The 16,952-nt window shown below is 73.7% G+C and carries 11 protein-coding genes; 4 read left to right on the forward strand and 7 right to left on the reverse strand.

Features of this window, described 5'->3' with window-relative positions; genetic code table 11:
• Positions 1-14: 14 nt before the first annotated feature.
• Both AB0G16_RS20940 and AB0G16_RS20945 read right to left on the reverse strand, forming a co-directional pair.
• Positions 15-860: an SAM-dependent methyltransferase gene (locus tag AB0G16_RS20940; protein WP_362807170.1), complete on the reverse strand. Its 846-nt coding sequence runs from the start codon at positions 858-860 to the stop codon at positions 15-17.
• A gap of 257 nt (positions 861-1,117) precedes the next feature.
• Positions 1,118-2,125: an aldo/keto reductase gene (locus AB0G16_RS20945; protein ID WP_362807173.1), complete on the reverse strand. Its 1,008-nt coding sequence runs from the start codon at positions 2,123-2,125 to the stop codon at positions 1,118-1,120.
• A gap of 87 nt (positions 2,126-2,212) precedes the next feature.
• Between AB0G16_RS20945 and AB0G16_RS20950 the strand changes: the two genes are divergently transcribed.
• The 3 genes from AB0G16_RS20950 (at position 2,213) to AB0G16_RS20960 (ending at position 4,159) form a co-directional block, all read left to right on the forward strand.
• A complete protein-coding gene (locus tag AB0G16_RS20950; protein WP_362807176.1) occupies positions 2,213-3,112 on the forward strand; it encodes an AraC family transcriptional regulator in 900 nt (299 codons plus the stop codon).
• 85 nt (positions 3,113-3,197) lie between these two features.
• Positions 3,198-3,839 (forward strand): TetR/AcrR family transcriptional regulator, encoded by a 642-nt coding sequence (locus tag AB0G16_RS20955; protein WP_362807179.1) that lies wholly within the window; start codon positions 3,198-3,200, stop codon positions 3,837-3,839.
• Positions 3,836-4,159 carry a DUF6204 family protein gene (locus AB0G16_RS20960; protein WP_362807182.1) on the forward strand — a complete coding sequence of 108 codons (324 nt, stop codon included), beginning with the start codon at positions 3,836-3,838 and terminating at the stop codon, positions 4,157-4,159. The genes AB0G16_RS20955 and AB0G16_RS20960 overlap by 4 nt, the downstream gene beginning before the upstream one ends.
• A 111-nt stretch (positions 4,160-4,270) precedes the next feature.
• On the opposite strand, the gene AB0G16_RS20965 is transcribed toward AB0G16_RS20960, so the two are convergent.
• The 4 genes from AB0G16_RS20965 to AB0G16_RS20980 form a co-directional block, all read right to left on the reverse strand.
• On the reverse strand, positions 4,271-4,774 hold the full coding sequence (locus AB0G16_RS20965) for a GNAT family N-acetyltransferase (protein WP_362807184.1): 504 nt from the start codon (positions 4,772-4,774) through the stop codon (positions 4,271-4,273).
• A gap of 31 nt (positions 4,775-4,805) precedes the next feature.
• Entirely contained in the window at positions 4,806-5,465 is a 660-nt protein-coding gene (locus tag AB0G16_RS20970; protein WP_362807186.1) for a TetR family transcriptional regulator, read from the reverse strand.
• A gap of 20 nt (positions 5,466-5,485) precedes the next feature.
• Positions 5,486-6,487: an aldo/keto reductase gene (locus tag AB0G16_RS20975; RefSeq protein WP_362807188.1), complete on the reverse strand. Its 1,002-nt coding sequence runs from the start codon at positions 6,485-6,487 to the stop codon at positions 5,486-5,488.
• 101 nt (positions 6,488-6,588) lie between these two features.
• Positions 6,589-7,047: an Lrp/AsnC family transcriptional regulator gene (locus AB0G16_RS20980; RefSeq protein ID WP_362807190.1), complete on the reverse strand. Its 459-nt coding sequence runs from the start codon at positions 7,045-7,047 to the stop codon at positions 6,589-6,591.
• 142 nt (positions 7,048-7,189) lie between these two features.
• On the opposite strand from AB0G16_RS20980, the gene AB0G16_RS20985 reads away from it, so the two are divergent.
• Positions 7,190-8,404: a M20/M25/M40 family metallo-hydrolase gene (locus AB0G16_RS20985; protein ID WP_362807192.1), complete on the forward strand. Its 1,215-nt coding sequence runs from the start codon at positions 7,190-7,192 to the stop codon at positions 8,402-8,404.
• Positions 8,405-8,443: 39 nt separating this feature from the next.
• Here AB0G16_RS20985 and AB0G16_RS20990 read toward each other — a convergent pair whose 3' ends face one another.
• Complete coding sequence (locus AB0G16_RS20990) at positions 8,444-16,915, reverse strand: amino acid adenylation domain-containing protein (protein ID WP_362807194.1); 8,472 nt, start codon at positions 16,913-16,915, stop codon at positions 8,444-8,446.
• Between the last annotated feature and the right edge of the window lie 37 nt (positions 16,916-16,952).

The raw sequence follows: 16,952 nt of genomic DNA on the forward strand, positions 1-16,952 counted from the left end.
CGGGAAAGGGGGGCTCAGGGGAAGCGCCCGACGGCCCCGAGGATACCCGGCGCCCCCTCGTCGACCTCCGCGAGCCCTTCGCTGTCCTGCAGCAGGGGGCGCCAGCGCTCGACCCGGACGATGCCGGGCTCCAGCATCTCCATGCCCTCGAACCAGGCCGCGATCTGCTTGGCGTCACGCCCCACCAGCGGCCCGCTGTTGGTCCCGGAGTAGATGGCGACGGCCTTCTGGACCAGCTCGGCACGATCGCCGGGGAACATCTGGGTGACCACCAGGTAGCTTCCCGAGGGCACGTGGCGGCGCACGTGGGCGACGAGGTTCTCGACCTGCTCGTCGGACAGGAAGTGGGTGAGGGCGACCAGCAGCACCGCGACCGGCTTCTCCAGGTCGAGGTGCTCCCTCACTTCCGGGTTCCCGAAGATGCCCTCCGGGTCGCGCGCGTCACCGGTGACGGCGATCGTGGTGTCGTTCGTGGCCAGGAGCGCCTGGGCGTGGACCGCCACGACGGGGTCGAAGTCGACGTAGACGGTGCGGCTGGCGGGGTCGACCCGCTCGGCGATCTGGTGCACGTTCTCCTGGGTGGGCAGTCCGGCGCCGATGTCGAGGAACTGCCGGATCCCCTCGGTGGCCAGGACGTGCACGACCCGCCGCAGGAAGGCGCGGTTGTTCCTCGCCGCCTGCACCGTGCCGGGCAGGCGCATCATCTCCTCGGCCCTGGCCCGGTCGGCGGCGAAGTTGTCCTTGCCGCCGAGGTAGTAGTCGTAGATGCGGGCGACGTTGGGGACGTTCGGGTCGAGGCCGGGCACCTCCGGGCCGGAGGGGTCGGCGGCGGGCGCCTGGGGCGTCTTCTCGTCATCCATCGATCTCAGCTCTTCCGTGAGGGGGGCGGGGAGAGCGCGGCGTTCCGGTTCCACACTCCGCCGGGCGAACGCGTTCCTCCCGTGGACAGGACGGCGACCGCGGCATCCGTGCGGCTCCACCTCTGGCGCGGGGCCCGAACGGCGCTTCCATGATCGCGAGAAGTCACCGGCCTGTCAACGACGCCGGCCCGGACCGGCGGGGACGGGGCCGGCGGGGACGGCGGGGGCGGCGGGGGCGGCGGGGGCGGGGCGCGGCGTCACCAGGACGGCATCATCGCCTCCGGATACCGGGATCCGGCCGCGCCGCGCGGCAGGATCCCCTCGATACGGGCGAGGTCCTGCGGGGTGAGCGTGACGTGCGCGGCCGCGGCGTTCTCGGCGACGCGCCGCGCGCTGCGGGTGCCCGGGATCGGCACGATGTCCTCGCCCCGGGCCAGCAGCCACGCGAGCGCCAGCTGCGTGACCGTGATCCCCTTGGCCCGCGCGAGCGCGGTCAGCTCGCCGACGGCGGCCAGGTTCCTCTCGTAGTTGCCGGGCTGCCAGCGGTCGTCCCAGCTGCGCATGTCGTCCGCGGGGTAGTCGGCGGCGGGCCTCACCGCCTCGGTGAGGAAACCCCGGCCCAGCGGCGAGTACGGCACGAACCCGATGCCCAGTTCGCGTACGGCCGGCAGCACGTCGGCCTCGACGGCGCGCTCGAACAGCGAGTACTCGGTCTGCAGCACCGACACCGGGTGGACGGCGTGGGCGCGGCGGATGATCTCGGGGCCCGCCTCGCTGAGCCCGAGGTAGCGCACCTTGCCCTCGGCGATCAGCTCACCGACCGTTCCCGCCACGTCCTCGATCGGCACGTCCGGGTCGACGCGGTGCTGGTACAGCACGTCGATGCGGTCGGTGCCGAGGTGGCGCAGGCTGTTCTCGGTGACCTCGCGGATGTGCTCCGGCCGGCTGTCCAGCGCCGTCCCCACGTTCCGCGGGTCGCTCAGGTCGAAGCCGAACTTGGTGGCGATCACGACGTCGTCCCGGAAGTCCCTGACGGCGCGGCCGAGCAGTCGCTCGTTGCTGCCAGTGCCCATGCCGTACAGCTCGGCGGTGTCGTAGAAGGTGACGCCCAGCTCGTAGGCCCGGCGGACGGTGGCGATCCCGCCCTCCTCGTCGGCGGCGCCGTAGGCCATGGTCATGCCCATCGTGCCGAGGCCGATCGCGCCGACCTCCAGCCCCTGGGTGCCGAGCGCGCGCTTGGGCAGGTTCCGCTCATGCTGTGTCATGCCCCCACGGTAGGGACACCTCCCCCGGGAGGTCATGAGGCCGGGGCCGCATAGTATTGCCCGATCCTCTCAACGAAGGAGCACGGCATGCTGGACGAGCTCGCGGCGGCGATCGCCCGGCACAACGACGACCTGTGGTCCGAGAGCGCGGTCCCCCACCTCACCCTGGTCACGATCGACGAGCCCATCGGCCCCACCGAGCTGATGTACGAGCCGATGATCTGCTTCATCGCCGGCGGCGCCAAGCGCACCGTCACCGGCGACCGCAGCCGGGTGGCCGGGAGCGGTGAGATGATGCTGAGCTCGCTCCACGTGCCGGTCACCACCGTGTTCGAGCGGACGCCGTACCGCGCGGCGGTGCTGCGGCTCGACGGCCGGACGCTCGCCGGCCTGCTGCTGGAACTGGAGGAGGCAGCACCGGCCGCACCGGCCTCGACGGCCTCGACGGCCGGGCCCGGCGGGCAGGTCACCGCGCCGATGACGCCGGAGCTCGTCGACGCGGTCACCCGGTGGGTGCGGCTGCTCGACACCCCGGACGACATCCGCCCGCTGGCGGCCCGGATCGAGAGCGAGATCCTCTACCGGCTGCTCGGCAGCTCCCTCGGCCCCACCCTGCGCCGTTTGGCGCTGACCGGCTCGGCCGCCGCCCGGGTGAGCGCGGCGACCGGGTGGATCTGCGCGCACTACGCCGAGCCGCTCACCGTCGAGTCGATCGCGGCGGCGGCGCACATGAGCGCGGCCACGCTGTACCGGCACTTCAAGGCCGCGACCGGCCTGAGCCCGCTGCGGTTCCAGAAGGACCTGCGGCTGCGGGAGGCGCGGCGGTTGCTGGTCACCGGTGACACCACAGCGGCCCTGGTGGCCGAGACGGTCGGGTACGCGAGCGCGACGCAGTTCAGCCGCGAGTACCGGCGCCGCTACGGCCTGCCCCCGGCCCAGGACGCGGCCCGCCTGCGCGGGCGTCTCGCGAGCGCCCTGCCCGCCTAGGGACGGCACGTACGGGCGAAATCACTGGGGTGCACTGCAAAAATGCAGTGGACTTCATATTTGAAGTCCACTTAATCTTCTGCCCATGACCGAAGGGCTGCGGGAGCAGAAGAAACGCCGGACACGGCGGCACATCCACGACGTGGCGCTCGGCCTGTTCGTGGAACGCGGCTTCGACCACGTCACGATCGCGGAGGTCGCCGCCGCGGCGGAGGTCTCGGTGAACACCCTCTACAACTACTTCCAGGCCAAGGAGGACCTGGTCCTGGACCCGCAGCGGACGGCCGAGCGGCGGCTCGCCGACATCGTCCTGCGGCGCGACCCCGGTGAGTCCGCCGCCCGGGCCGTGCTGGACCGCCTGCGCGACATGGTGCGCCGCCACGACCGGGAGCTGGGCCTGACCGAGGGGTTCGGCCGCGTCTACGAGATGATGCGGGCCGCCCCCACGCTGACCGCCCGGCTGGACGATCTCGGCCGGCAGATGACCGCGGCCCTGGCGGCCGTGCTCGCCGAGGAGACCGGCACCGGCCCCGACGACCCGCTGCCCCGGGTGGTGGCCGCCCAGATCGGCCTGGCCCACTCGCTGGTCTTCACCGAGATCGGCCGGCTCACCGCGGCCGGAGAGTCCCCGGGGACGATCGCCACGGCGGTGCTGCGCCTCCTCGACGTCGTCGAGGACCTGCTCGGCGAGCCCGTCCTCACCTATGCCGTCCGGAAGGACCGATGATGTTCAGAGTTCTGATCAGCGGGACGTTCGACGGGCTGGGCGCCGCGGACCGCGCCCGCCTGTCGTCGGGAGCCGGCCTCCTGCCGGGCGGCTTCACCGAGGCGGGCACCTTCACCTGCGACTCCAGCCTCTCGTCGTTCACCTTCCGCTGCCAGGTGCCCCCCGAGGAGGACGACGACGAGCGCAGCGTCACCCTGCGGGCCACGGCGGCGCTGGAGGCTCACGGGTACCCGCACCGCATCCTGCGCGTCGCGGTGACGGACATGCGCGACATCAAGATCCGCCGCAGGGGCCACGCCCCTCCGGCCGCTCCCCGGTGACCCCGCCGGCGGCTCCCGGCCGTGAACAGGCCTCACCCGGTCGCGGGACGGGCCCGGCCGCGTGAGCCGCCGGCTTTCGGGGCCCGTCACCGGCGCGGGCCCCGGGGCGGTTCACCCCCGCGCCCGCCGGTCCGCGACGGTGATCGCGAGCAGCGGGAGCATCCGCCCGGGAACGGAGCCGGACGGGGTCGCCCCGATCCGGGTGGCGCCCATGGCCAGGTAGAACGGCTCGGCGTTCGGGTCCGCGTCGATGGTGAGCCGCTCGAAGCCGAGGTCCGCGGCCGTGCCGACGGCATGCTCGAACAGGTGCCGGCCGACGCCCCGGCCGATCGCGTCGGGTTCGACGAAGAGCATGCCCAGCGCCCCCTCCGGCGGGTCCCCCTCCAGCGTGGCGAAGCCGAGGACGCGGCCGTCGTGCTCGGCCACCGTGGTCCGCATGCTCTCGACCTCCGAGGCGGGGACGGCCAGCTCGTCCCGGCAGGCCGCCATGAACGCCTCGTCGTAGCCCCAGTGGGCCTTGGAGCGGATCGCCAGCTCGCTCAGGAACCCGGCCTCGTCCGTCCGCGCCGCCCTGATCACCATGCCCGTCCCCCGTCCGCCGGCGCCGATCGGCATGTCCCCGCCTCGCCCACCGGCGCCGTCCCGATCAGCATGGCCGTCCCCCGTCCGTGCCGTCGCCGCCGGTCGCGCGGGACAGCCCGCGCAGGACGAGGTCGAGCACGTCCCGGAGGTCCCGCTCGAACGACGGCCTGCTCCAGTCCTCGGCGTAGGCGGGGTTGTGGAACGGGCTCGTCGCGTTGAGCACCGCGCGGGCCGCCGCGCCCGGATCCGGCGCCAGGAACGCCCCCTGCTCGACGCCCGCGGCGATGATGCCGGTCAGGTCGGCGAGGAGCTCGCAGACGTGCGCCTCCACCGCGCCGCTCGAATCCCGTACCAGCGTCACGTAGGTGGCGAACAGCTCCGGGTCGCGCAGCGCGCGCTCCCGCTTCCGGTGCGCCAGCACCGTCAGCCACTCCCTCAGGAGCGGCGCGGCGGGCCGGCCCTCCCCGGCCCGCACCTCCTCCAGGGGCTGCCGGACCCCGGCCAGCCAGGCGCTCGTCACCGCCTCGCGCAGCGCGGTCTTGCTCGGGAAGTGCCGGTAGACGGCGGCGTGGCTCACCCCGAGGGTCCGCGCCACGTCGACGACGGTCGCCTTGGCGGGCCCGAACCGGCGCAGCGTCTCCTCGGCGGCGGCGACGATCCGCTCCGGGGTGAGCACGTGGTCGGGCCTGGTGGGCGTCGTGGGCGTCGTGGGCGTCGTGGGCACGGTAGGCACGGTGGGCAACCCTAGCGTTCGCTGTCGAGCATCGCCATCTGCGCCGATTGGTAGCGGTCACCGGCCGCGGCGCCGGGCGGCACCGCCCGCTCGATGCGCGCGAGGTCCTCGGCGGACAGGGACACCTCCGCCGCGCCGAGTGCCTCGGCGAGCCGGTCCCGGCGCCGGGCGCCGACCAGCGCCACGATGTCGTCGCCCTGCGCGAGCACCCAGGCGATCGCGATCCGCGCCACCGACACCCCGCGCTCCTCGGCGATCGCGCGCAGCCGTTCGACCAGCGCCAGGTTGGCGTCGAGGTTCGCGCCGGTGTGACGCGGGCTGTGCGCGCGGAAGTCGCCGGCGGCGGGCGGGCGCTCCTTGGACCAGTGCCCGCTGATCAGGCCCCGGGCCAGCACCCCGTACGCGGTGACGCCGATGCCCAGCTCCCGGCAGACCGGCAGGATCTCGTCCTCGATGCCGCGTGACAGCAGCGAGTACTCGATCTGCAGGTCGGCGATCGGGTGCGTCGCCGCCGCGCGCCGGACGGTCTCCGCGCCCACCTCGGACAGCCCGATGTGGCGCACGTACCCGGCGGTGACCAGCTCGCCGATCGCGCCCACGGTCTCCTCGATCGGCACGGCCGGGTCGAGCCGGGCCGGGCGGTACACGTCGATGTGGTCGGTGCCGAGCCGCCTGAGCGAGTAGGCGACGAAGTTCCGCACCGCGGCCGGGCGGGAGTCGAAGCCGCCCCACCCGCCGTCGGGCCCGCGCAGGCTGCCGAACTTGACGCTGATGGCGACCTTGTCGCGGTCGCCGGGCCGGGCCCGCAGCGCGTCCCGGATGAGCAGTTCGTTGGCGCCCATGCCGTAGAAGTCGCCGGTGTCGAGCAGGGTGACCCCGGCGTCGACGGCGGCGTGGACGGTCGCGACGCTCTCGGCCTCGTCGGACGGCCCGTAGAGGTCGGACATGCCCATGCAGCCGAGCCCGATCGGCGCGCTGACGACGCCGTTCCTTCCGAGTGTTCGTGTGGTCATGCCCCGACCGTACAGTTACGAGTTACATATTTCAAACTCTGTAATGCGTAATCAGCGGATCCCCGAAGGCCTCCGGCGAGCCTCGGGCGGTCACGGGGAGATCAGTCGAGAACCTTGATCCTCTTCATGGTGGGCTGGGAGATCACCCGCGCCACGCCGGGAATGCCGATGATCTTCTCGGTCTGGAACCTCTCGTAGGCGGCGTAGTCGGCGACGAGGACCCGCAGGTGGTAGTCGGGGGTGGCGAACAGGCGGCGGAACTCGACGACCTCCTCGTAGGCGGCGATGGTCCTCTCCAGCCCCTCCAGCGTCCCCAGGTCGCTCACGCTCACCTCGATCGAGACGATGACCTCCAGCCCGGCACCGAGGGCCTGGTGATCGACGACGGCCCGGTAGCCGGTGATGACGCCCGCCTCCTCCAGGCGGCGCACCCTGCGCAGGCACGGGGGCGGGGTGAGCCCCACCCGCCTGGCCAGCTCGACGTTGGTCAACCGGCCGTCCCGGGACAGGTGAAACAAAATATCCCTGTCAATGGCATCGAGTATGTTTTCATTGCTCACATCGGCATTCTAGGGATCGAATCAGAAATCATATAAGGCCGTTTTCATCCTAGAATTACTCGTATGTCTCCCCCGTCCGCCCGTGCGCCGCTCTCCGCCGGGCGACCCGGGCGGCGGGCCGGACCACACGAGAGGTGACGCCTTGACGAACCGCGCCGCACGGGTCGAGACCTGGCTCGACGAACGGGCCGAGGAGATGGCGTGTCTCCTCGGACGCCTGGTGGCCGTCGACTCCGAGAATCCCCCCGGGCGCGGGCTGGGCCGCTGTGCCCGGATCCTGCACGAGGCGATGGACCGCCTCGGCCTCTCCCCGGAGACCATCGGCGTCCCCGATCCGTCCGGCCGCCTCGAGGACCCCTGCGTCGTGCGCGGCACGGTCGGCGAGGGCGGCCCGGTGCTGTACTTCCACGGGCACTTCGACGTGGTGCCCGCCCAGAGCCGCGACCAGTTCACCCCCGTACGCCGGGACGGGAGGATCGTCGGCCGGGGCACGGCCGACATGAAGGGCGGCGTCGTCGCCATGCTCTACGGCGCCGCCGCCGCCGGGGAGCTCGGCCTGATCGGCACCGGGCGGATCGTCGTCCACCTGGTCTGCGACGAGGAGACCGGCAGCGTCCTGGGCGCCGGCCACCTGCGCGACGCCGGGCTCGTCGAACCGTCCGCCCTGGCGATGATCACCGCCGAGCCCAGCGGCGGCGTCGTCTGGAACGCCGCCCGCGGCGCCCTGTCCCTGCGGGTGGAGGTCCGGGGCCGTGAGGCCCACGTCGGGCAGGCCGACCGCGGCGTCAACGCCTTCCGGCACATGCTGCACGTCGCCCGCCGGGTCGAACGCCACGCCGAGGAGATGGCCGGCCGGCACACCGCCTTCCCCATGAACGCCGAGGACGCCCGCGGGAACATGCTCGTCGTCGGCGGCCTGTCAGGCAGCGGCTCCTCGTTCAACGTCGTCCCCGGCTCGGCCTTCTTCACCGTCGACGGCCGCTACAACCCCGAGGAGGACCTCGACGCCGAGCTGAGGCGCCTGACCCGCGTCGTCGAGGACGCCGCCCGCGAGATCGGCGCCGAGGTCTCCGTCCGCACCACCCAGTCGCAACCCTCCGCCGGAACCCGGCGGGACCACCCCGCCGCAGTCGCGCTCGCCCGCGTCGTCGCCGACCTGCACGGCGCCCCGGCCCGCTTCGAGATGTGCCCGGGCATCCTGGAGACCCGCTGGTACGCCCAGCTCGGCATCCCCGCCTTCGGCTACGGCCCCGGCCTGCTGGAGGTCTCCCACGGTCCCGGCGAGTACGTCGACGAGGCCGCCGTGCGCCGCTGCGCCGCCGTCCACGCCCTCTACGCCGGCGCCATGCTGCCCTGACGGGCCGGGGCCGCGGCGGATCGCGACGGCCCCGGCCCGTCAGGCGCCGTCCGCCTCGCGCCCCTCCCGCAGCTCGCGGGCGATGACGGCGGCGATCTCCGTCAGCGGCCCGGCTCCCATCAGGTCGTGATGGGTGGCGGCGATCCGGTGCACCCGCATCTCCCCGGCGACGAACTTCCCCCAGTCCCCGGGCCGGACGGCGTCGCCGTCGCCGTCGGCCTGGAAGAACAGCACGTCCCCCGCGAACACCCCCGGTTCGTGGGCGCGGGCCAGCTCGGCGTTGCCCAGGAGCACGGCTGTCAGTTCGGCCTGCCGCTCCGTGGCCATCGCGCCCGCGGCGGCCAGGTACCGATCCAGCTCGGGCTCCGCGGCGCCGGGAGTGCCGGGGGCGCCGGGGGTTTCGGGGGTTCCGGCCGGTGAGGCGCCGGCGTAGGGGTAGGAGTCGAACATGGCCAGCAGGCCCACCTCCTCCCCCGACCTGGTCAGCGACACGGCGATCTCGTGGGCCACGTTGCCGCCGAACGACCAGCCCGCCAGGCGGTAGGGGCCACGGGGCTGGACCGCCCGGATCCGCTCCAGGTAGTCGGCGGCCATGGCCGCCAGGGTCGGGGGGAGCAGGCGGGGGTCACGCACCCCCCTGGACTGGAGGCCGTAGAGGGGCACCCCGCTCAGTCTCGCCGCGAAACCCGCGTAGCACCAGCTCAGGCCGACCCCCGGGTGAACGAAGAAGATCGGCGTGCCCGTCCCGCGCGGCCGGATGGGCAGCAGCACGTCCAGCTGGTCGTCGGCGGTGCCCGCGCCGATCAGTTCGCTCAGCTCGGCGACCGTCGGGGCCCGGAACACCGCGCCCACGGTCAGGTCCGCGCCGAGGGCGGACCTGACCGCGTCGACCAGCCGGACCATGAGCAGGGAGTGCCCGCCGAGTTCGAAGAAGTTCTCGTCGGCGCCGACCCGTTCCACGCCGAGCACCTCGGCGAAGAGGCCCGCCAGCACCTCCTCCCGGGGGGTACGCGGTTCCCGCCCCGCCGCCCGGCTCTCCGGCACCGGCGCCGCGAGCGCGTCCCGGTCCAGTTTCCCGTTGCCGGTCACGGGGAGCCGGGGGAGCTCGACGATCGCGGCCGGCACCATGTACCGGGGCAGCCGGTCGGACAGGTGGTCCCGGACCGCGTCCAGGTCCAGGCCCGGCCCGTCGGCGACCAGGTACGCCACCAGCCGCCTGTCGCCGGGACGGTCCTCGCGGGCCAGCACGGCGGCCTGGAGCACGCCGGGGCAGGTGGCGAGCGTCGCCTCGATCTCGCCGGGCTCGATCCGGAAGCCGCGCAGCTTCACCTGGTCGTCGCCCCGGCCCGCGAACACCAGGTCCCCGTTCCGGTTCCGGTAGGCCAGATCGCCCGTCCGGTACATCCGGCCCGGCCCGAAGGGGTTGGCGACGAACCGTTCCGCGGTCAGGGCGGGCCGCCCGAGGTAGCCGCGGGCGAGACCGGCGCCGGCGACGTACAGCTCACCGGCCACCCCGTCCGGGACCGGGTTCAGGTGGTCGTCCAGTACGTAGACCTGCTTGTTGTCCATCGGGCGGCCGATCGGGACCGTCTGCTCCGGCTCCGAGGACGACGTGACCGGGTGCCTGGTGGCGAAGGTGGTGGTCTCGGTCGGGCCGTAGCCGTTGCGGAACACCAGGCCTGGGCAGGCCTCCAGGGCCCGCCGCACCGCCGCCGGCGGCACCACGTCACCCCCCGCCCACACCTCGCGCAGGCCGCGCAGGCAGTCCGCCCGGTCGGCCACGACGTGGTCGAACAGGGCGGCCGTCAGCCACAGCCCGGTGATCCGCTCCCGTTCGACGACGGCCGCCAGCCCGTCGGCCGTCACCATGCCGGGCGGCAGGACCACGACCGTGCCCCCGTTCAGCAGCGGGACCCAGATCTCGTAGGTGGAGGCGTCGAAGCTGTGCGGCGAGTGCAGGAGCACCCGCTCCTGCGCCCCTGTCCGCCAGCACCGGTCCGACGCCAGGGCGACCACGTCCCGGTGCCGGACCGCGACGCCCTTCGGGGTGCCGGTGGATCCGGAGGTGTACATGACGTAACACAGGTTGTCGGGGCTGATGACGACCTCCGGCCGGTCACCGTCCCCGGCCGCGTCGAACCCGGCCGCGTCGAGCTCCGCCGCGTCCGGGCCGGCCGTGTCGAGCCCGGTCCCGTCGAGGCCCGCCGTGACGAGGCCGCCCGCGCCCAGGCCGGTCACGACGAGTTCGGCGCCCGTCTGCTCCAGGATCCACGCCGTCCGGCCCTCCGGCTCGCCGGTGTCCAGCGGGACGTACACCCCGCCCGCCCTGACCACGGCCAGGATCGCCACGACGAGGTCCGCGGAGCGCTCCATCCGGATCGCGACCGGGACCTCCGGGCCGACCCCCCGTTTCACCAGCCGGGCGGCGAACGCGCCGGACAGGGCGTCCAGCTCCGCGTACGTGAACCCGCGACCGGCGGCGACCAGCGCGGTCGCGTCCGGGGTCCGGGCGACCTGCGCGGCGAACGACTCCGCCAGGCCGGCCTCCGGCAGTTCGGTGGCGGTGTCGTTCCAGTCCTCCAGGATCGACCGCCTCCGCTCCGGGCCGAGCAGGTCCAGACCGCTGACGCGCGACGCCGGGTCGGCGCCCGCCCGGTCGAGCAGGTCCAGCAGCAGGCCCACGTACCGCTCGGCGGTGTCGTGGTCGAAGAGGTCGGCGCTGTACTCCAGGCGCCCGGCGCAGGTCCGCGCCCCGCGGTCCTCCCAGAAGCCGAACATGAGGTCGAACTTGGCCACGTCCAGATCCGCCGGTTCGGCCTCCGTGAACGGTTCCGACGGGTCCGGCGGACCCGCCTCCCGCCCCCCGCCGGGGTGGGAGACGACCATCACCTGGAACAGCGGATGCCTGGCCGCGGAGCGGACCGGGTTGACCAGGCCGACGACGTGCTCGAACGGCACGTCCTGGTTGTCGTAGGCCGACAGGTCGGTCTCCCGCACCCGCCCGAGCAGTTCGGCGAAGGTGGGGTCGCCGCTCAGGTCGTAGCGCAGTACCTGGGTGTTCACGAAGAACCCGATCATGTCGTCGAGCGCCTCGTCCACCCGTCCCGACACCACCCCGCCGACCGGGATGTCGGTGCCCGCGCCCAGCCGGTGGAGCAGGGCCGCGACCCCGGCCTGCAGGGTCATGAAGAGGCTGGCGTCGGCGTGCCGCGCGACCGCCTCCAGCCGGCGCACGGTCTCCGGGCCGAGTTCGAACAGCACCGAGCCGCCCCGGCCACCGGGAAGAGCCGGGCGCGCCCGGTCCCTCGGGATCGGGATCTCCTCGGGAACGCCGTCCAGCGCCTCGCGCCAGTAGGCCGACTGCCGCGACAGGACGCTGTCCGGGTCGTCCTCGGCGCCGAGGACCTCGTGCCGCCACAGCGCGTAGTCCGCGTACTGGACGGGCAGCGGCGGGAACTGCGGGGCCGCGCCGGAGCGGCGTGCCCGGTAGGCCTTCGTCAGGTCGTCCGTCAAAGGCCCCAGCGACCAGCCGTCGCCGGCGATGTGGTGCATCAGCAACAGCAGGACGTGGCGGTCCGGGGCCAGCCGGAAGAGCCAGGCGCGCAGCGGCGTGTCCGTGGCCGGGTCGAACACGTGGCCCGCCGCCGCCTTCAGCGCGGCCTGCAGGCCGTCCTCGGTGACGTCGGTCACGGTGAGGCCGGGACACCCCTCGGCCGGGCCGAGGATCCGCTGCTCGCCCCGCCCGTCGCGCTCGGGGAACACGGTCCGGAGGATCTCGTGCCGTTCGGCCACGTCCCCGACGGCCAGCGTCAGCGCCTCGACGTCCAGCGCTCCCGGCATCCGCCAGGCCACCGGGATGTTGTAGGCCGGGCCGTTCCCCTCCGCCCGGGTGATGAACCAGAGGCGCTGCTGGGCCGGGGAGAGCGGGATCGGGTCCGGCCGTTCCGCCCGGCGCAGCGGTGGCCGCGCGTTCGCCGTCTCCTCCAGCAGCGTGGACAGGCCGGCCACGGTCGGGTGTTCGAAGACGCTCCGCACGCCGAGGCCGGCGCCCAGCGCGGACCGGACGCGGGCGATGAGCCGGGTGACCAGGAGCGAGTGGCCGCCGAGGTCGAAGAAGCTCTCGTCGGCGCCGACCCGTTCCACGCCGAGGACCTCCGCGAAGAGGGCAGCCAGCACCTCCTCGCGGGGGGTGCGCGGCTCTCGTCCCCTCCCCCCGCCCTCCGGCGGCGCCGGTGCCGGAAGCGCGTCGCGGTCCAGCTTTCCGTTGGGGGTCACCGGGAGTTCGGCGAGCGCCACGATCGCGGAGGGCACCATGTGCTCCGGCAGGACCTCGGCGCAGCGCGCCCGGAGCTCCTCCGCCGGGGCCGAACCCGTGTGGTAGGCCACCAGGCGGTCGTCGCGGAGCAGCACGGCGGCGCTCCCCACCGACGGGTGACCGGTCAGTACCGCCTCGATCTCGCCCGGCTCCACCCGCATGCCGCGGATCTTCACCTGGTGGTCGGTGCGTCCCAGGTACTCGATCGCGCCGTCGCCCCGCCACCGGGCCAGGTCACCGGTCCGGTAGAGGCGCCCGAGCCGGGGGTGGGCGATGAACCGCGAGGCGGTCAGTTCCGGGTCGCGGTGGTAGCCCTCGGCCAGCCCGGCCCCGCCGATGTGCAGCTCCCCGGTGACCCCGACGGGCACCTCGCGGCCGTGGGCGTCCAGCAGGTGGATGCGGACGTTGGCGATCGGGCGCCCGATCGGGACCGGCCCCCGCTCGCCCGGCACGCACCTCCAGCAGGTCACGTCGACGGCCGCCTCGGTCGGGCCGTAGAGGTTCACCAGCGCCGACGCGGACTGGGCGTGGAAGGCGTCGGCCGTCGCCCTGGGCAGCGCCTCGCCGCTGCAGACCACCAGCCGCAGGCCGGGACACCTGCGGGCCCCCGCCACGTCGAGGAAGGCACCGAGCATCGACGGGACGAAGTGGACGACCGTGACGCCCGCCCGGTTGATCACGTCCACCAGGTACTCGGGGTCGCGGTGGCCGTCCGGCTCCGCCACGACCAGGCAGGCGCCCTCCATCAGCGGCCAGAAGAACTCCCAGACCGAGACGTCGAAGGTGTAGGGCGTCTTCTGCAGCACCCGGTCGCCGGGGGTGAGGGCGAACTCCTCCTGCATCCATCGCAGCCGGTTGCAGATCGCCCGGTGGGAGACGAGCACGCCCTTCGGCCGTCCGGTGGAACCCGAGGTGTAGATCAGGTACGCCGGGGTGTCCGCGCCGATCGTGACGGCGGGCGGCGTGCCGGGGAGACCGGAGAGGTCCGGGAGCGCGGTCAGCACGATCCGCGCGCCGGCGTCGGCGATCAGGCTCTCGGCCCGCGCGGGCGGGTGGTCCACGTCGATCGGCAGGTAGGCGCATCCGGCCTTGAGGACGGCGAGCAGCACGACGGGCAGGTCGGCCGAACGCGGCAGGCGGACGCCGATCGCGTCCCCGGGGCGCGCGCCCCGCTCGACGAGGTGGTGGGCGAGCCGGTTGGCCCGGGCGTCGGCCTCGCGGTAGGTGAGCGTGGTGTCGCCGAAGACGATCGCCGGGGCGTCGGGGACCAGCCGCGCCCTCTCCTCGACGATCCGGTGCAGCAGGTACGGCCCGGGGTGGTCGGTCTCCGTCCGGTTCCAGGCCTCCACGGCCCGGATCTCCTCGGCTCCGCGCAGCTCGGCCCCGGAGTGGGCCGCGTCCGGATCGGCCACCAGCGAGCCGAGCGCGGCCAGGTAGTAGCCGTGGAAGCGTTCCGCGTCCGCCTCGGCGATACGGGAGGCGTCGAAGCGGATGCCCATGCCGACCTGGCCGGTGACGGCGTCGGTGTTGAACTCCACGCCGAACAGGAAGTTGGTGGGCTCCGCGCTGTCGGCGTCGAGCACCTCCACGGCCAGCCGCCGCTCGTTGTGGAAGTGCGTGTAGTTGAAGTACACCTCGAACAGCGGCGCGCCGCCGTTCATCCGCTGCAGCTCGGCCATGGGGAAGCGGCGGTTCGGCTGGATCGCCTCGTCGGTCGCGGCCACCTTCGCGACGAGCTCCGCCCAGCTGCCGTCGCCGAGGGCGCAGCGGAAGGGCAGCGTGTTGAGGAAGAGCCCGATCACCCGGTCGCCGTCCGGTTCGGGCACCCGCCCGTTGTAGACCACGCCGGAGACCACGTCGTCGGTGCCGCCCAGCGCGGACAGCACCCGCAGGTGCACGGCGAGCAGCAGCAGGCGCATCGGGACCCGGAGCCTCTTCGCCAGTTCGACGAGCCTTTCGCCGTCCGGCAGGTCCCACACGCGCATGGCGGGCTCGGGCTCCGCCCGGCCCGGAGCGGCGGGGACCGTCGTGGCGGTGAGGCCGGCGAGCCGGTCCCGCCAGAACGCGGCCTGCCCGGCGTCGCGCAGGGCGGCCAGTTCCAGGGCCACGAACGCGTCGTAGCGCGCCGCGGGCGGGGGCTGGGGCGTGGCCTGTCCGAGCTCGGCCAGGTAGAGCGTGAACAGGTCGTCGAGGAGCACCTGCTGGCTCCATCCGTCGACGATCGCGTGGTGGCTGACGAGCCACAGCTGGACGTCGTCGTCGCCGAGGCGCTGGAGATGGAGCCGCAGAAGGGGTCCGCGCTCCCGGTCCAGCGGCAGTTCCGCCTCCAGGCGGGCACGGCCGGCGACGAGCTCCGCGGCGCGGGGGTGTCCGCGGAGGTCCTCGAAGGTGATCGGCGGTCCGGCCGTCCGGTCGTGGACGATCTGCAGGGGGACGGTGAAGTCGCCGGGTGAGAAGGAGGTGCGCAGGACGTCGTGACGGTCCACGAGGCGGGCGGCGGCCGTCCTCCAGGCCTGTTCGGAGTAGGCGGGCAGCCGCAGCCGGAACCGGACCACCTCGTGGTAGGCGCCGTCCAGCTCGGTGTGGTAGAGCATGCCCGCCTGGAGCATGGCCAGGGGGTAGGCGTTGACCGCGGTGGGCGGAAGCGCCGCGCGGTCGGCCGGGTCGAGCAGGGCGAAGGGTTCCGGCCGTGGCCGCACGGGCGCGGCGTGGCCGACCCGGGGGGCCAGGGCCCTGATGGTCTGGTTGCGCAGGACGTCGCGGAGCCGGAAGGCCAGGCCGCGTTCGGCCGCCTTGGCCACGAGCTGGACGATCCGCATGGAGTCGCCGCCCAGGGCGAAGAAGTTGTCGTCGATGCCGACGGGGTCCCTGCCGATCACCTCGGTCCAGAGTTCGGCCAGGACCTTCTCGGTGTCGTCGCGGGGAGGGACGTAGCCGTGCCCGGCGGCCGTACCGCCGGTCGCGGGGGCGGTGGCGGCCTTCCCGGTCAGGAAGTCCGCGAGCGGCCGGTCCGGGTCCTCCGCCGCCAGCTCCAGCGCGCGGACGAACCCCTCGGCCAGGTCCGGGGTCGCGCCGTGCAGGATCGCGACGCGGCCGCCCAGGTCGACGTGCAGCTGGAGCCGGTACTTGACGGTGTCCAGCTCGACCTGGACGGGGACGAGGCCGGCCGCCGGCTCGACCGTGACGTCCTCCACCGAGAAGGCCGCCTGGAAGATCGGGCTGTGCTCGGAACGTGGCGGGTTCACCGCGCGCAGGACGACCTCGAACGGCACGTCCTGGTGGTCCTGGGCGTCCAGGGCGGAGGAGCGTACCCGCTCCATCGCCTCCCGGAAGGTGGTGGCGCCGTTCAGGTCGGTCCTGATCGCGATCATGTTGGCGAAGCAGCCGACCGTGCGCTGGAACTCGGCCCGGCCCCGGTTGACCGACGGGGTGCCGATCACGAGGTCGCGCAGTCCGCTCCGGTCGGCCAGCACGAGCTTGTAGGCGGTGAGCATCGTCACGAAGAGCGTGCTGCCGCTCCGGGCGGCCAGCTCACCCAGCCGGGTGAGCGCGGCCTCGGGCAGGGACCGTCGCTCCTCGGCGGTCCCGCCGGGCGGCGATCCGGGCAGGGACAGGACGGGGAGGTCCCCGCCGAGGGTCTCCGCCCAGTGGGCGATCTTCCGCCGTCCCGCCAGGCTGTCGAGCCACTCGTTGTGCCAGAGGGCGTAGTCGCCGTACTGGAACGGCTCGGGGTCGAGCTCCTCCCCCGCGATGACGGCGGCCAGTTCCTCGGTCAGCACCCGTATCGACCAGCCGTCGCAGACGATGTGGTGGAAGCAGAGCATCAGCACCGGATCGGCGTCCGGGCAGCGCAGCAGCCCGGCGCGGAACAGCGGACCGGCGTGCAGGTCGAAGGGGCGCCGGGCCTGCTCGGCCAGGTCCCGCCGCCGCTCGGTCTCGTCGGCGTAGGTGATCTCCACCCAGTCGAGGACGGGGGCGTCGGCGACCACCTGGAGCAGTCCCTGGGCGCCGGGCCTGAAGGTCGTGCGCAGGGCCTCGTGCCGCTCGGCCAGGCGGGTGACCGCCTCGCGCAGCGCGCCGGCCGGTTCGCGCACCCGCAGGAAGAGCGGCGCGTGGTAGGTCGTCGCGTCGCCGAGGGCCTGCTGCGCGACGTAGAACTGTTCCTGCACCTTGGAGGCGGGAAAGGCCTCGCTCACCGGCGTTCCTTTCGATCAGCTCAGGGTTCGATCGGCT

The organism is Streptosporangium sp. NPDC023615 (genome assembly GCF_040640155.1).
In the GTDB taxonomy this organism is placed as follows: domain Bacteria; phylum Actinomycetota; class Actinomycetes; order Streptosporangiales; family Streptosporangiaceae; genus Streptosporangium.

Excerpts from the sequence above, each read along its gene's own strand:
- AB0G16_RS20960 (WP_362807182.1), top strand. The coding sequence starts at position 3,836 with ATGATGTTCAGAGTTCTGATCAGCGGGACGTTCGACGGGCTGGGCGCC.
- AB0G16_RS20965 (WP_362807184.1), bottom strand. The coding sequence starts at position 4,774 with ATGCCGATCGGCGCCGGCGGACGGGGGACGGGCATGGTGATCAGGGCG.
- AB0G16_RS20950 (WP_362807176.1), top strand. The coding sequence starts at position 2,213 with ATGCTGGACGAGCTCGCGGCGGCGATCGCCCGGCACAACGACGACCTG.
- AB0G16_RS20945 (WP_362807173.1), bottom strand. The coding sequence starts at position 2,125 with ATGACACAGCATGAGCGGAACCTGCCCAAGCGCGCGCTCGGCACCCAG.
- AB0G16_RS20940 (WP_362807170.1), bottom strand. The coding sequence starts at position 860 with ATGGATGACGAGAAGACGCCCCAGGCGCCCGCCGCCGACCCCTCCGGC.
- AB0G16_RS20955 (WP_362807179.1), top strand. The coding sequence starts at position 3,198 with ATGACCGAAGGGCTGCGGGAGCAGAAGAAACGCCGGACACGGCGGCAC.
- AB0G16_RS20975 (WP_362807188.1), bottom strand. The coding sequence starts at position 6,487 with ATGACCACACGAACACTCGGAAGGAACGGCGTCGTCAGCGCGCCGATC.